Genomic DNA, 14,262 nt, shown 5'->3' on the forward strand with positions numbered 1-14,262 from the left:
CCGATCAACCGGTCGCTAACGGTGTCAGAGCCAGATCGGCCGCCAGTCGGGCATCTCGTGGTAGCGGCGCAGCTCGGCGAGACCGGAGACGGAGCCGCCCCAGGCGGCGTACGGGGGATTCTGCTCGTCGAAGCCGCTCTGCACGAAGGTCAGTCGGGTCCGGCCGGCGGACTCGTCGAGTTCCCAGGTGGTGATGCCGGGCGCTCCCCAGTCGACCGACATCCGCCGCCCCGGCTCCAGGTCGACGACCTTCGCCGCGTGCCCGGACTCGAAGCCGCCCATGGCGTACCGGCCGCCGACCCAGGGCTCGATGCCGATCGGGTACCCGAACCAGGCGCTGGCCTGCTCGGAGTCGATGAGCGAGGTGTAGACGGCGTCCACCGGCGCGTCGATGAGCAGCTCGCCGCGCAGGTCGGTGGAGGTGAAGTCGACCTTCGGCAGCAGGGTCCGTCCCTCCAGGTGCGCGGCCAGGTTGGCGATGCCCAGCGACCACCAGGTCTGGAGCACGCCCCGGATGCTGGTGCCGTTGATCACGTCGGCGAAGTCGAAGTGGGTCTGGGTGAGGGTGAGGATCGTCGCGTCCGGACCCTCCTCGGCCAGGTGGATCGTGGTGGTGGTCTCCTCGCCGTCGAGCAGCCAGGTGAAGCGCAGGTCGTGCTCGTCGGCGTGCAGCAGCCGCTGGTGCGGGGCGTCCCCCTCGGGGGTGTGCCGGCCCCAGAACGCGTACCGCTCCGGCAGCTCCACCTCGGCGTGCTCGGTGAGCCAGGTGCGCAGTTCGGCCGGGTCGGTGAGGGCGTGGTGGACGGTCTTGAGCGGCGCGTCCAGACGGACCCGGATGGTCATCGGCTCAGTCACGGTCTTCTTCTCCCTTGGGATAGCAGGCCAGGGCGAGCTTGAAGGCGTCGCCCTCGGCACCGCCGTAGCGGGTGAACAACTCCTGGAGGGTGGTACGGAGATCGGCGAGGAACTCCTGCCGGCGTTCGGCCGGCACCCGGATCTCCCCGGACACCCCGATGCTGGGCAGCTCGGGGGCGGAGCGGTCGAGCGCCGCCACGTCCGCCTGGACCTCCTCCATGAGGTCGAGCAGGTGGCCGAGGCTCAGTTCGTCGCGGGCCCGGCGGAGCCCGCCGAGCCGGCCGACCAGCCGGGGCGAGAGCCAGTACGACCGGGCGACGGCCTGGTAGCTGCCCTCGCTGATGCCGCGCACCCGACGCGCGGACACCTGCTCGGCCAGGCCCGCCGCGACCAGCTGCTTGACGTGGTAGTAGACCCGCTGCGGGGTCTGCCCGAGCCGGGTGGCGACCTCGGTGCAGGTGCGCGGCTCGGCGAGCTGCCGCAGCACCTCGACCCGCTGTGGCTTGAGCAGGATCTCGGCCTGGCTGATCTCTTCGAGGTACAGGACGTCTCTCATGGCAAAAACAAGTTTGTACGTAAAAACTTTGCTTGTCAATCGGGCCGACGGCGGCGCGGACCGCCGGGGTCAGCCGCCTCAGCCGGTGGTCGGCCGGGTTTCAGCCGGTGGCGGGGTCAGGGCGTCCAGTCGGGACGCAGGGGGTAGTCGTCCGTCCCGCCGGGACCGTTCCGGGTCGCCAGCACCTGATGCAACTGGATCCCGTTGCGCTCGAACGCCAGCCGTGAGCCCGCCATGTAGAGCCCCCACACCCGGGCGGTGCCCGCGCCGACCTCCGCCACGCAGGTGTCCCAGTGCGCCACCAGGTTGCGGCACCAGGCGGCCAGGGTCAGCGCGTAGTGCCCGCGCAGGTTCTCCTCGTGCCGCACCTCCAGGCCGGCGTCGTGGATCTCGCCGATCAGCCGGCCCGGACCGGCCAGCTCGCCGTCCGGGAAGACGTACCGGTCGATGAACACGCCGGAGCGGTGCGGGGCCCGGTTGTCCGCCCGGGTGATGCAGTGGTTGAGCAGCCGGCCACCGGGACGCAGCCGGCGCCGCAGCGCGCCGAAGTACCCCGGGTAGTTGCGCACCCCGATGTGCTCGGTCAGTCCGATCGAGGAGATCGCGTCGAAGGGCCCGACCGGGGCGTCCCGGTAGTCCAGGTGCCGCACCTCGGCCAGCGAGCCCAGGCCCTCCCGCGCGATCGCCGCCCGCGCCCAGTCGGCCTGGGCCCGGGACAGGGTCACCCCGACGGCGCGGACGCCGTACTCGCGGGCCGCGTGCCGGACCATGCCGCCCCAGCCGCAGCCCACGTCGAGCAGCCGCATCCCCGGCCGCAGCGCCAACTTGCCGGCGACCAGGTCGTACTTGGCCGCCTGGGCCCGCTCCAGGGTGTCGTCCGGCGCCCGGAACAGCGCGCAGGTGTACGTCATCGACGTGCCGAGCACCTGCTCGTAGAAGGCGTTGGAGACGTCGTAGTGGTGCGAGACCGCGCAACTGTCCCGGGACCGGGAGTGCCGCAGCCCGCTGACCACCCGACGCCAGCGCGCGACGGCCTCCTGCGGCGGGGGCGGCGGCGGGCGCAGCCGCTCCCAGCCCAGCCCGCGCACCAGGGCCAGCCCCTCCGCCAGCGACGGCGGGCGCAGTCGCAGCTCGTCCTTGAGCACCCGCAGCGCCTCGTACGGGTCGCCCGGGTGCACTCCGGCGAGCGCCAGGTCGCCACTGACGTACGCCCGGGCCATGCCCAGGTCCCCCGGGGCGGTCAACAGGTACGACAGCCCGCGCTCGGAGCAGATCGCCAGGGTGATCCCGGCGTCGGCCGGGCCGACGGCGCTTCCGTCGTAGCCGGTGATCCGCACCGGCAGCGGCCCGGCGGTGACGGCGCGGACGACGTCGGCCACGGTCGGCCCCGGCGACCGGCGACGTGCCGGCGGTACGGGCGGGACGGCCACCGTCCCCTGTTCACGGTCGATCAGGCTCACTGTCGTGCCACCGCCTTCTCGTAGAGTCCGGTGAGCCGGTGTTCCGGGTCGTAGCGGTCCTTGACGGCGCGGTACGCGGCCCCGCCGTAGAGCCGGTCGAACTCCGCCCGGCCGTAGTAGGCGTCGGAGTAGAGGGACTTGTGCCCACCGGACCGGGCCACCGCCCGCTCCACGGCCCGGTTGACGTCGCCGTCGGCGGCGCCCCGGGCGATCGGCACGGTGCCCCAGAAGCCGACGTTGACGTAGGTCTCGCCGGAACGCAGCGGGTAGAGCGGCCAGCTCCGGGCCGAACCGGGACCGGCCGGCTCGCGCAACCGCAGCGGGCAGAGCCAGATCGGCGACATGCCCACCTCGCGGGCGAACCAGCGCAGGAAGTCGGCGGTGCCGGCGAGCGGGATCTCCACGTCCTGCACCACCCGCTCGCGGGGCGGCCGACCCCGCCAGCGGTCCACCCGGGCGGCGAGGCCGTGCCGGTGCTCCAGCCGGACCAGCCGGTGGTAGACGTCGCTGCGCCGCCAGCGGGCCGGCCACAGCCGACGCACCACCGGATGCTGCGCGCCGAACGCCCGCGAGCACCAGAACCAGTCGGTGTCCCAGCGCCAGAGATAGTCGTGGCTGGTCAGCAGGTCGTGCCCGCGCCGGGGGATCGACCGATAGTAGATGTCCCGGCCGGTGTAGTCGCTGGCCGGCCCGCCCCGGCCACCACCCGGCCGCCCGCCGCCGACCGGGCCGGCTCCGCCCACCGGGCGTCCGTCGTCGGCCGGGCGCGCGTCGTCGGTGAAGGTGCCGAGCACCAGGTACGCCTCGTCCGGGGCGAACACCACCCCGTCCATCGCGTCGACCGGACGGCCCGCCCAGGCCCGGGTGGCGGTCACCGCGCCGATCGCGTCGACCAGCGCGTCCAGGTCGGTGAAGCGGACGTTGCGCAGGGCGACGTACCGGCGGACCGGTTGCAGCTCGATCCGCAGCCGGGTGGCGTAACCGAGGCTGCCCAGCGAGTTCGGGAAGGCCGCGAAGAGATCGGCGTACGGGCCGTCCGGGCGCGTGGTGAGCAGGTCGCCCGCGCCGGTGAGCACGTCCATCTCGACCACCGACTCGTGCGGCAGGCCGTTGCGGAACGAGGTCGCCTCGATGCCGAGGCCGGTCACCGCCCCGCCCAGCGTGATGGTGCGCAACTGCGGCACGACCAGCGGCATCAGCCCGTGCGGCAGGGTGACCGCAACCAGGTCCTCGTAGGTGCACATGCCCTGCACGTCGGCGGTACGGGTCACCGGGTCGACCCCGAGCACCCCGGTCAGGCCGCCGACGTCCAGCCCGGGGGACGCGACGGCCGACCGGGGACGGAACAGGTTGGACGTCCGCTTGGCCAGCCGGACCGGCGCGCCGGGCGGCACCGCCGCGTACGACCGGAGGAGCGCCTCGACCGCCCGGCCGTGCCGGTCACCCGCCTGTTCCCGCAGGCCAACCACCCTATCCACACGCAACGCACACACATCGTCACCTTACGCCCACCACGGCCCGTTCCGCTGGTTGTCCACGGTGGCTTTTCGCAGGTCCCGCCCCCTTTCCGGGCACGACCGCAGGCTCAGCCGCCGGCCGCGCCGAACCACCTCGGCAACTGGCCGAGGAGGTCCGCCTGGTCGTCGCCGACCCAGGCCACGTGACCGTCCGGCCGGAGCAGCACGGCGGGCACGTCCAACTCCTCGCTGCCGTCGACGACGTGGTCGACCCGGTCCGCCCAGCCCGCCACCGAGAGTCGGCCGGTCTGGTCGAGCAGCAGCCCGCGACCGCCGTGCGTCAGCTCGTAGAGGCGCCCCCGCTTCAGTCGCACGTCCCGCATCCGCCGGCCGAGCAGTTCGTGCCCCTCGCCGACGTCGTAGCGGACCCCGATCGCGGTGATCTTCTCGATCAGATGCCGGTTGACGTCCTCGAAGTCCATCAGCTCCGACAGCAGCCGGCGCACCGCCAGCGGGCCCGGTTCGACGGACATCAGCACGGTCTGTACGCGGCTGTTGTCCAGCACGGCGGCGGCCACCGGGTGCCGTTCGGTGTGGTAGCTGTCCAGCAGCCCTTCCGGCGCCCAGCCGTTGACCTCGGCGGCCAGTTTCCAGCCGAGGTTGAACGCGTCCTGGATGCCGAGGTTGAGCCCCTGCCCGCCCATCGGCGGGTGGACGTGCGCCGCGTCGCCGGCCAGCAGCACCCGGCCGACGCGGTAGCGCTCGGCGAGCCGGGTGGCGTCGCCGAAGCGGGACAGCCAGCGCGGTGAGTGCACGCCGAAGTCGGTGCCGGCGTACACCCGCAGCTGGTGCCGGAAATCCTCGACGGTCGGCGGGACCGAGCGGTCCTCGGCCACCCCCGCTGCGGGTACGACGACGCGGTACACCCCTTCCCCGAAGGACCCCAGACCGAAATCCCTGTGGGTCTTGCGGACCTCGGCCACCACGGCGGCCACCGTCTCCGGTGACGCGGTCACCTCCATCTCGCCCAGCAGCCACTCGACCCGGGCCGGCTCGCCGGGGAAGCCGACGCCGAGCAGCTTGCGTACGGTGCTGCGACCGCCGTCACAGCCGACGAGGTAGCGCGAACGCACCTGCGTGCCGTCGGCCAGCTCGACGGTCACCCCGTGGTCGTCCTGGCTCAGCCCGACCACACCGCAGCCGCGCCGGATCTCGGCCCCGAGTTCGCCGGCCCGCTCGGCCAGCAGGCGATCGGTGCTGGTCTGCGGAATGCCGAGGACGTATCCGTGCGCGGTGTCCAACTCGGGCGAGGGCTTGACGATGCCGGCGAAGAAACCGCCGAGCGGGTGCTGCTGGCCGAGTGCGAGGAACCGCTCCAGCAGACCGCGCTGGTCCATCACCTCGATGCTGCGTACGTGCAGGCCGAGCGCGCGGACATTCCTGCTCGGCTCCGGCTCCTTCTCCACCACGAGCGTGTGCACGCCCTGCAGCCGCAGTTCACTGGCCAGCAGCAGACCGGTCGGTCCAGCGCCGACCACGATCACGTCAATCATGAAACTCCCATTCGGCGAGAGGGAAAAATGGCCAGCCGCTCCGCACAACCGGCGGCGCACATCCGCACATCCGCGCCTGCGCGCCACGTCCCGGTTGATCGCACACGAAACATTGATTTCCGCAGGTCCCGGCCTCGGCCGACAATTCTGCGGCACGACCCGGGTCTTGCGGCAAGACCCCCGGTGCGCTATATGTTGAGAGTGGCAAGGAGTGGACGACCTCCTTGCCTTTGCTTTTTCTCCGACCCCCGATCCCGAACCCGAGCAGGCACGGCGGGCGACGCTCCGGCCGACGGGCCATGGTTTCGGCCGACCGGCGGGGCATAGCCTGGACGCATGCCGAAAGCCGTCTGGAACGACCTGGTGATCGCCGACAGCGACGACACGGTGGTGGTGGAGGGCAACCACTACTTCCCCCGCGCCGCGCTCCGCGACGACCTGGTGCGTGAGTCCGCCACCCACACCCGCTGCCCCTGGAAGGGCACCGCCTCCTACCTGAGCCTGGAACACGACGGCCGGACCAGTACCGACGCCGTCTGGTACTACCCCGACCCGAAGCCCGAGGCCGAGATGGTCCGCGACCGGGTGGCCTTCTGGAAGGACGTCACGGTCGTCGACTGACCGCGCTCCGGCCCGCCCGTCGGTGCACGACGCCGGGCCGGCGCGGTCGTCGGTGAACCGCTGCCGGGCCGGCGCGGTCGTCGGTGAACCGCGCCGGGTCAGCCGCCGGTGCGCAGGGCGCGCAGCTCGGCCAGGTGCAGCGGCAGGTGCACCCGGCCGTGCAGGTCGAGGGTGCGGCCCCACGGCAGCGCCTCGTCCACCCGCAGCTCGAACCCCTCCCGCAGGTGGGTCTCCACCAGCGTCTGCGCCGCCGGGCCGAGCTGGTCGGCCAACGCGCAGAGGCGCCGGCTGGTCTCCCGCAACAGGGTGGTCAGCCCGGCCAGGCCGCCGTGCTTGACGACCATCGCGTCGAGCTGCGGGCGGTGGATGTCCTCCAGGTCGTAGTAGGCGTACGTCGAGCCGGCGAGCACCGCCTCGGTCGCTTCGCTCAGCAGCTCGTCGTTGACGGCCAGGTGGGCCACGATCTGCTCGGCACTCAGCCCGCCGTCCCCGGGCGGCCCGAATCCACCTGTCCCGACCTCGGCGAGCAGGACGTCGTACGTCCGGCGCAGCTCCGTGGTCTCCATCTGCCCAGCGTAGGCACCGGCGACGCGACGGCGGGGCGGTTCCGCGGCCCACGCGACGACCGGGACGGTCAGCGGCGGCCCCGGCGGGCGCGCAGGTAGTCGGAGACCACGTACTCGCCGAGGTCGTCGGTGTCCGGCGTGAACAGCCGCCCCTTCGAGCGGCGGGCCACCGCGTCCATGAACCGGCGCAGCCCGGGATCGTCACCGAGCATGAAGATGTTCAACGTCGCGCCGTACCGGGTCAGCCGGTCCACCTCGCGGATGGTGGCCTCGACGGTCTCGCGCAGCGGCGGCCAGTGGAAGACCGGCTCGCCGTCGTCCGGGTCCAGGTGGGCGGTCGGTTCGCCGTCGGTCACCACCAGCACGACCGGCTCCGCCCCCGGGTGCCGGCGCAGGTGGCGTCCGGCCAGCCGCAGCGCGTGCTGGAGGTTGGTGCCCTGGACCATCTCCGGCTCGACCGCGGCCAGTTCCTGCTGGCTGAGCGGCAGCGCGGCCCGGCCGAAGCCGACGATCTGGAGGGCGTCCTGCGGGAACCGGGTGGCGACCAGGTGGGACAGCGCCAGGGCGGTCTGTTTCATCGGCCCCCACCGCCCCTCGGACACCATCGAGAAGGAGAGGTCCACGCAGAGCGCCACCGCCGCCGAGGCCCGCCGCTCGGTCTCCATCACCTCGAAGTCGTCGACGGCGAGCCGCACCGGCACCGTCGGCCCGGCCCGGTGCACGGCGCGGGTGAGGGTCCGCACCACGTCCAGCGGCTGCTCGTCGCCGTACCGCCAGGGGCGCGACGCCCCGCTCACCTCGCCGGCCGCGCCCGCCGAGCGCAGGTCGTGCTGGCCGCGCGGACCGGCGGTCAGGTCGGCGAAGACCCGGCGCAGCGCGGTGCCGGCCAGCCGGCGCAACGCCTTCGGGCTGAACGTCAGGCCGTCCGGGCTGCGACTCACCCAGCCCTGCCGGCGCAGCTCCTGCTCCAGCTCCCGCAGCCGGCGTACGTCGTCGGCGGCGTCCCGGCCGAGCGTACGGGCCACCGTGTCCACGTCGACGTCGTCCAGGGTCGCCCCCGGGTGCTCCTGACCGAGCTGGTCGAGCAGGTCGTCCAGCTCGCCGATCTCGCCGAGCGCGGCGGCGGCCTCGCCGTAGCCCAACGGCTGGTCGCCCCGGACCCGCTCGCCCCGCGCCCAGCCCAGCTCCGGCCGGAGCGCCCGCAGGTTGGCGTCGAGTGCGGCCAGCTCACCGGAGAGCCGGTCGCCGAGGGACTGCCGCATCAGCCCGGCCAGTTCCTCCCGCTGCCGGTCCGACAGCGACCGCAGCAGCCGTTCCCCCGCCGCCGACCGGCGGGCCAGCACGTCCACCAGCTCGTCGACGTCGCGCGGCTGTTCCGGGAAGAAGTCGCCGTGCCGGCGCATGAACTCGGCGAACGCGTCGGTGGTGTCCTCCGCGCGGGCGTGCCGGGCCAGCAGGTCGTTGAGGTCCCGCATCATCTCGGCGAGCTGCTGCTGCACCCGGGGGTCCGCGGCGGCCCGCGCGGCGTTGCGCAGCCCGGCGAACCGCTGCTCCAACACCTCGCCGCGCAGCCCGTCGAGAATCCGCTGGTACGTCTGCCGGGCCTCGCCGCTGGCCCAGTCGTACGCCGCCAACTCCTCGACCGCACGGGCGGTGGACCGGGGGAGGTTGTCCAGCATCGCCTCGGCGAACCGGGCGTCGTCGCCGTCCCGCCCGCGCAGCTCGTCCCGCTCGGCGGCGAGCGCCTGGTCGAGCAGCGCCCGGGCGCGGGTCACCGCCCCGTCCAGATCCCCCCGGCGCAGCGCCTCGCGGCGCAACCGGCGGGCGCGGGCGACCAGGTCGTCCAGGCCACGCCGTCCCTGCGGCCCCCGGCGCAGCAGGTTCCGCAGTGACTCGCGCAGGCTCCCGCCGGCCAACACCTCCGCGCCGACCTGGTCGACGGCCGCCCGCACGTCGTACGGGGGCGCGAGCGGGTCGGGCCCGCCCCGCCACTGCCCGTACCGGAACCGGTTGCCAGCCATGCCCTCCCCCACCTTCCTCGCACCGGCCCGGCCGCCGTGGCGACCCGGTCGTCTCGGTCCCTGCTCAGCTACCGTCCGGGCTCAGCCCCGCCCGCCGTAGCGGGTCCTGCCGTCCTCGGTGACGTCCTTGCCCAACCGGCGGGTCAGGTGCAGCCCCTCCAGCACGAACTCGATCCCGGCGGCGGCCTCCTCCGGGATCGGCGCGTCGCCCAGGCCGAGCCGGTCCAACACCTTGGCCAGCCCCGGAACGGTGCCCACCTGGGCCAGCAGGTCGGCGGCAGCGACCAGCTCACCGGTCTCGATCACGGCGTCGTCGGCGACCAGCGCGGTGAAGCCGGACAGGTCGAGCCCGGCCATCCGGGCCCGGAACGTCTCGGCGGTGGCGGTGCGCAGCAGGTGGGCGAGGATCTCCGCCTCCCGGCCGTCCTCGCCGCTCTCGAACTCCACCTTGCCCCGCAGCGTGCTCACCACCGACACCGCATCGCCGACGCGGGCCACCGGCTGAGTGTCCGGGGCGGTCGCGGCGAGCAGGCCGGCGCGGCGCAGGGCGGCGGCGGCCACCGTCTCGGCGGCGGCGATGGCGAACCGGGCGGAGACCCCGGAACGCTGGTCGACCGAGGGCGAGTCGCGCACCGTACGGGCGAAGCGGGCCAGCACCTCCAGCACGTGCTCCGGCACCTCGGCGACGAGCTGCGCCTCCTGCCGGATCAGCGCCAGCTCCAGGTCCAGGTCCAGCGGGTAGTGGGTACGGATCTCCGCGCCGAACCGGTCCTTGAGCGGGGTGATGATCCGGCCCCGGTTGGTGTAGTCCTCCGGGTTGGCGCTGGCCACCAGGAGGAGATCCAGCGGCAGCCGGAGCTGGTAGCCACGGACCTGGATGTCCCGTTCCTCGAGCACGTTGAGCAGCGCCACCTGGATCCGTTCGGCCAGGTCGGGCAGCTCGTTGACGGCGAAGATGCCCCGGTTGGTGCGGGGCACCAGCCCGAAGTGGATGGTCTCCGGGTCACCCAGCGAGCGGCCCTCGGCGATCCGGATCGGGTCCACGTCGCCGATCAGGTCGCCGACGCTGGTGTCCGGGGTGGCGAGCTTCTCGCCGTACCGCATCGAGCGGTGCAGCCAGCCGATCGGCAGGTCGTCGCCGGCCTCGGCGACCGCCGCCCGGGACGCCGGGGTGAGCGGGTGCATCGGGTGCTCGTTGAGCACCGAACCCGGGATCACCGGCGTCCACTCGTCGAGCAGCGCGGCGAGACTCCGGATCAGTCGGGTCTTGCCCTGGCCCCGCTCCCCGAGCAGCACCAGGTCGTGCCCGGCGAGCAGGGCCCGCTCGACCTCGGGCAGCACGGTGTCGTCGTAGCCGACGATGCCGGGGAAGCGGTCGCCGCCCGTCCGCATCCGGGCGAGGAGGTTGTCACGGAGTTCCTGCTTGACCGTACGGTGCTGGTGTCCGGCCGTGCGCAGCTCGCCGAGCGTGCCGGGCAGGTCGGCCGGCGGGACCGGAGATACCGGGGAAGGGGCAGTCACCCGACCAAAGCTAGCTCACGCCGGGGAACAATCCGTCGCACGAGCCGTACGTCGGAAACCGTCCGACGCCGTCCACCACGTCATCCACCCAGCTGAAGGAGTGCCCGCATGAACGATCCGGTCGTCACCCGGTACGCCACGCTCGCCGACCTGGAAGAGGTCGTCGACCTGCACACCCGGGCGCGGCTCGCGTACTACCAGGCGGGCGGGCTGACAGCCGACGCCGTCCAGGATCCGACGGTACGGGAGGCACAGCGGGAAGGCTGGACCGAGGCGATCGAGTCACCCCACAAACGCGTGCTCTGTGCCACCGCCGGGCACGAGATCGTCGGCGTGGCCGCGATGGGACCGCCGCTGGAATCCGCCCCGGACACCAGCCGGGCCGGGCAGCTCTACCAGATCCACGTCGTTCCCGGCCGCTGGGGAAACGGCATCGGCAGCGTCCTGCACACCACCTTCCTCGACTACCTGGTGGAGGCCGACCTGTCCCTCGGTCTCATCGAGGTCTGGGAACGCAACACCCGCGCGCTGGCCTTCTACACCCGGCACGGCTGGGCACCGGACGGAGGATCTCGCCCCGGCCCGGACGAGTCCCGGTACCTCTTCCTCCGACTCGACCCGGTAGGGAGCCGTCGGTAGCCACCGCGTCGCCGTTTCGCCGATCTGGGGGCATCGGACCGATCCGACCGGCCGATATCGACGAAACGGAGTGGATCACCCGGGGGCGGGGCGGGTGGCGGGGGCGCCTCAGCGGGGGCGGGTGGGGGCCCCCAGTGGGCGCGGGTGGGGGCCGCCCTCAGCGGGTGCGGGCGCGGAGCAGGCGGGGCAGGGCGGCCAGGCCGGTGACCGGCTGGAAGCGGCGGGCGGCGGCGCGCAGGGCGTCGTGCTCGCCGTCGGTGAGGTCGATCTCGGCCGCGGCGGCGTTGCGTTCCATCTGCTCGACGCTGGACGCGCCGGGGATGGCCACCACGTTCGGGTGGTGCAGCAGGTAGGCGAGGGCGATCTGGCTGGGCGTGGCGTCGTGCGCGTCGGCCACCTCGCGCAGCGTGCCGATCAGCGCGGCGCCCCGCTCCAGGTTCTCCGGCAGGAAGTACGGGTTCGCCCTGCGGACCGCTCCGGCGGGCGGGTTCGCCGCGTCGTACCGGCCGGAGAGGAAGCCCTGGGCGAGCGGGCTGTACGCCATCACGATCCGGCCGGTCCGTGCCGCGTACGGCAGCAGGTCGTCCTCCGGGCCCCGGTCGACGAGGCTGTAGCGGACCTGGTTGCTCAGCACCCGCCGGCCGAGCGCGACCTCGGCGAACTGCCACCGGCGGAGGTTGTAGTTGCTCACCCCCACCTCGCCGACCAGGCCGACGTCCTGGAGTGCGCGCATGCCGCGCATGGTGGTGTGGTCGCCGACCACCGGGTTGGGCTGGTGCACCTGGTAGAGGTCGATGTGGTGCACGCCGAGCCGGGCCGCCGAGGCGACCGCCCGCTGCTGCACCACCGGCGCGATCGGGAGCAGCGGCAACACCTTGCTGGCCACCACGACCGTCGACCGGTCCTCGCCGAGCGCCGTGCCGAGGATCCGCTCGCTGCGGCCGAAGCCGTACACCTCGGCGGTGTCGAAGAGGGTGACCCCGAGGTCGAGCGCCCGCCGGACGATCTGGGCGGCCCGCTGCTCGTACTCCGGGCCGTAGCCCCACTCCCGGGAGCCGAACTGCCAGGTACCAAGACCGATCTTGGAGATGGGCTTGGGCGCTTCCAACGGCACATAACGCATGATCCGACGCTACCCGGCCACCAGCGGTCACGGCCGGGCTTCGGAGGGTGCCGGACGCGGCACAGGAGCGCGGCACAGGAAGGGTGCCGGGCGCAGGGCCGGCGGGCCGGAGCGCGGTGCCGGCGGGCCCGGAGCGCAGGGTCGGCGGGCCCGGAGCGCGGTGCCGGCGGGGACCCTCGTCCGGACGAGGGTCCCCGCCCCGTGCCGGTCAGTGGTAGACGGTGCCGGTGCCGAGGTCGCGGATCCCACCGGAGAGGTTGCCGGTGAAGTCGTTGCCCGGCCCGACCGCGGTGGCCCGGCAGTGGCTCGTGGTGATGTGCAGGCCGAAGCGCTGGGTCTTGCGCGTCTGGTAGTCGGTGGCCACGTTGCCGGCGACGATGTTCTCGGCGCAGGCGACCTCGGTGGGAGTGGTGATCCGGATGCCGTCCCGGCCGGAGGTGACGGCGGAACTGTTGGTGACCCGGTTGTTGAGGATCTGGTTGGCCTCTCCCCCGTCGATGTTGATGCCGTCCAGACCGGCCTCGTCGATGACGTTCCCGGTCAGCACGTTCCGGTCGGCGGTCTTGTTCGGCTGGTCGGCGCTGCTGGAGGAGCGGTTGACCTGGATGCCGTGCCCGGCGACGTGGTGGATCTGGCAGCCGCTGATCGTGTTCCGGCTGGCCGCGAGCAGTTCGATCCCGTCGCTGGCCGCGCCGGTGACGACGCAGTCCCGCACGATGTTCCCGGTGGAGCTCCAGCCCTGGTTCTTGCCGTCGAAGACGATGCCACGGCCCCGGGCGGCGCTCACCCGCACCCGTTCCACCAGCACGTCGACGCCGTCGTCGAAGTCGAGGGCGTCGCTGGTGGACCGGGCCGGACCGCCCGCCGCGATGCTGAGGTCCCGGACGACCATGCCGACCGCCCCCTTGGTGTTGAACGGTTCGGTGTCGGCGCTGGCGCTGCTGTAGTTGCGGATGAGGGTCAGGTCCATGCCGGCCCCGGCGAAGACGATGTTGTCGACCTGGACCAGCTTGAGGAACTCCGTACCGAGGTCGAAGGTGCCGGCGTCGAACTGGACGGTTCCGCCGCCCCGGCCGTCGAGTTCGGTGACCGCGCTCTCCACCACGGCCTTCAGCCGGCCGGTGTAGGTGTACCCGGTGACCTGGGAGACCGCCCGGTAGGTGGTCGCCCCGATCCGGGTGACCAGGTACGGCGACGGGTGCGGTGGGGCCGGCACGAGCAGTTCCGGCTTCGCCGTCCCCTCCCGGCTGGTGATCCGGACGCCGGTGTCGTTGTCCGTGGTCAACGCGAACGAGACCGGTCCGTCGCCGCTGATCAGCGCCGACACGTCCACCGAGACCCAGGTGCCGGCCTCGACCGGTCCGCTGCTGCCGACCACCGCCCCGACCGGCGGCGCGTCGTGGTACGTCAGGGTCGTCTCCTGCCACGGCTCGTCGCCGACCGCGCGTACCTCCACGCCGGTGCTGCTGGCCGTCTCGACGTGGAAGCGGAGCAGCGCGGAGGGTTCGGGGTCGGTGCCGCGCACGTCGAAGCGGAGGTACACCACCGCAACGGGCAGGCCGTCGGCCTTCAGGTAGCTGCCGGTGCCGTGGTTGGTCGCCGGGGCCATGCTGTCCACCCAGGCGTCGGCCACCGGGGCGACCGCCGTCGAGGTGGCCGCCGGAGGCGGAGCGTGCGGTGTCGCGGCGGCTGCCGGGGGGACGGGACCGAAGGCCGCCACGACGACCGACCCGAGCACCGCCACCGTCGGCCGGACCCGCCGGCCATGTGTCGTCCGCATCATGTTCTGTTCTCCTCACCGGCCCCGGCGCGTGGTGGACCGGACCATCCCGGCCGACCCGGAGACGAAGCAGTCGTGCGCCGTCCACGGGCCGTAACGGGTCACCACGT

General features: G+C 73.2%; 12 protein-coding genes. 2 read left to right on the plus strand and 10 right to left on the minus strand.

The window, feature by feature from the left end; all coding sequences use genetic code 11:
* Positions 1-24: 24 nt before the first annotated feature.
* The 5 genes from AB0F58_RS29020 to rox all read right to left on the minus strand — a co-directional run bounded on the left by AB0F58_RS29020 (position 25) and on the right by rox (position 5,881).
* Complete coding sequence (locus AB0F58_RS29020) at positions 25-855, minus strand: SRPBCC domain-containing protein (RefSeq protein WP_357149733.1); 831 nt, start codon at positions 853-855, stop codon at positions 25-27.
* Positions 848-1,411 carry a helix-turn-helix domain-containing protein gene (locus tag AB0F58_RS29025; protein WP_357149736.1) on the minus strand — a complete coding sequence of 188 codons (564 nt, stop codon included), beginning with the start codon at positions 1,409-1,411 and terminating at the stop codon, positions 848-850. Before AB0F58_RS29025 ends, AB0F58_RS29020 begins: the two co-directional genes overlap by 8 nt.
* 116 nt (positions 1,412-1,527) lie before the next feature.
* Positions 1,528-2,871 carry a class I SAM-dependent methyltransferase gene (locus AB0F58_RS29030; protein WP_357149740.1) on the minus strand — a complete coding sequence of 448 codons (1,344 nt, stop codon included), beginning with the start codon at positions 2,869-2,871 and terminating at the stop codon, positions 1,528-1,530.
* Entirely contained in the window at positions 2,868-4,340 is a 1,473-nt protein-coding gene (locus AB0F58_RS29035; RefSeq protein WP_357149771.1) for an FAD-binding oxidoreductase, read from the minus strand. The genes AB0F58_RS29030 and AB0F58_RS29035 overlap by 4 nt, the downstream gene beginning before the upstream one ends.
* Before the next feature lie 116 nt (positions 4,341-4,456).
* Positions 4,457-5,881: a rifampin monooxygenase gene (gene rox, locus AB0F58_RS29040; protein ID WP_357149743.1), complete on the minus strand. Its 1,425-nt coding sequence runs from the start codon at positions 5,879-5,881 to the stop codon at positions 4,457-4,459.
* Positions 5,882-6,217: 336 nt separating this feature from the next.
* Between rox and AB0F58_RS29045 the strand changes: the two genes are divergently transcribed.
* On the plus strand, positions 6,218-6,502 hold the full coding sequence (locus AB0F58_RS29045; RefSeq protein WP_357149746.1) for a DUF427 domain-containing protein: 285 nt from the start codon (positions 6,218-6,220) through the stop codon (positions 6,500-6,502).
* A 98-nt stretch (positions 6,503-6,600) separates the two neighbouring features.
* Here AB0F58_RS29045 and AB0F58_RS29050 read toward each other — a convergent pair whose 3' ends face one another.
* The 3 genes from AB0F58_RS29050 to AB0F58_RS29060 form a co-directional block, all read right to left on the minus strand.
* On the minus strand, positions 6,601-7,068 hold the full coding sequence (locus AB0F58_RS29050; RefSeq protein WP_357149749.1) for a hypothetical protein: 468 nt from the start codon (positions 7,066-7,068) through the stop codon (positions 6,601-6,603).
* Positions 7,069-7,136: 68 nt separating this feature from the next.
* On the minus strand, positions 7,137-9,089 hold the full coding sequence (locus AB0F58_RS29055) for a hypothetical protein (RefSeq protein ID WP_357149752.1): 1,953 nt from the start codon (positions 9,087-9,089) through the stop codon (positions 7,137-7,139).
* Between the two features lie 81 nt (positions 9,090-9,170).
* Positions 9,171-10,610 carry a sigma 54-interacting transcriptional regulator gene (locus tag AB0F58_RS29060; RefSeq protein WP_357149755.1) on the minus strand — a complete coding sequence of 480 codons (1,440 nt, stop codon included), beginning with the start codon at positions 10,608-10,610 and terminating at the stop codon, positions 9,171-9,173.
* Between the two features lie 108 nt (positions 10,611-10,718).
* On the opposite strand from AB0F58_RS29060, the gene AB0F58_RS29065 reads away from it, so the two are divergent.
* On the plus strand, positions 10,719-11,249 hold the full coding sequence (locus tag AB0F58_RS29065; RefSeq protein ID WP_357149758.1) for a GNAT family N-acetyltransferase: 531 nt from the start codon (positions 10,719-10,721) through the stop codon (positions 11,247-11,249).
* A gap of 157 nt (positions 11,250-11,406) precedes the next feature.
* On the opposite strand, the gene AB0F58_RS29070 is transcribed toward AB0F58_RS29065, so the two are convergent.
* Both AB0F58_RS29070 and AB0F58_RS29075 read right to left on the minus strand, forming a co-directional pair.
* Positions 11,407-12,372 (minus strand): aldo/keto reductase, encoded by a 966-nt coding sequence (locus tag AB0F58_RS29070; protein ID WP_357149762.1) that lies wholly within the window; start codon positions 12,370-12,372, stop codon positions 11,407-11,409.
* A 208-nt stretch (positions 12,373-12,580) separates the two neighbouring features.
* Entirely contained in the window at positions 12,581-14,155 is a 1,575-nt protein-coding gene (locus AB0F58_RS29075) for a right-handed parallel beta-helix repeat-containing protein (RefSeq protein ID WP_357149765.1), read from the minus strand.
* Positions 14,156-14,262: the final 107 nt, after the last annotated feature.

The sequence above is a fragment of the Micromonospora sp. NPDC023956 genome (assembly GCF_040639195.1).
In the GTDB taxonomy this organism is placed as follows: domain Bacteria; phylum Actinomycetota; class Actinomycetes; order Mycobacteriales; family Micromonosporaceae; genus Micromonospora.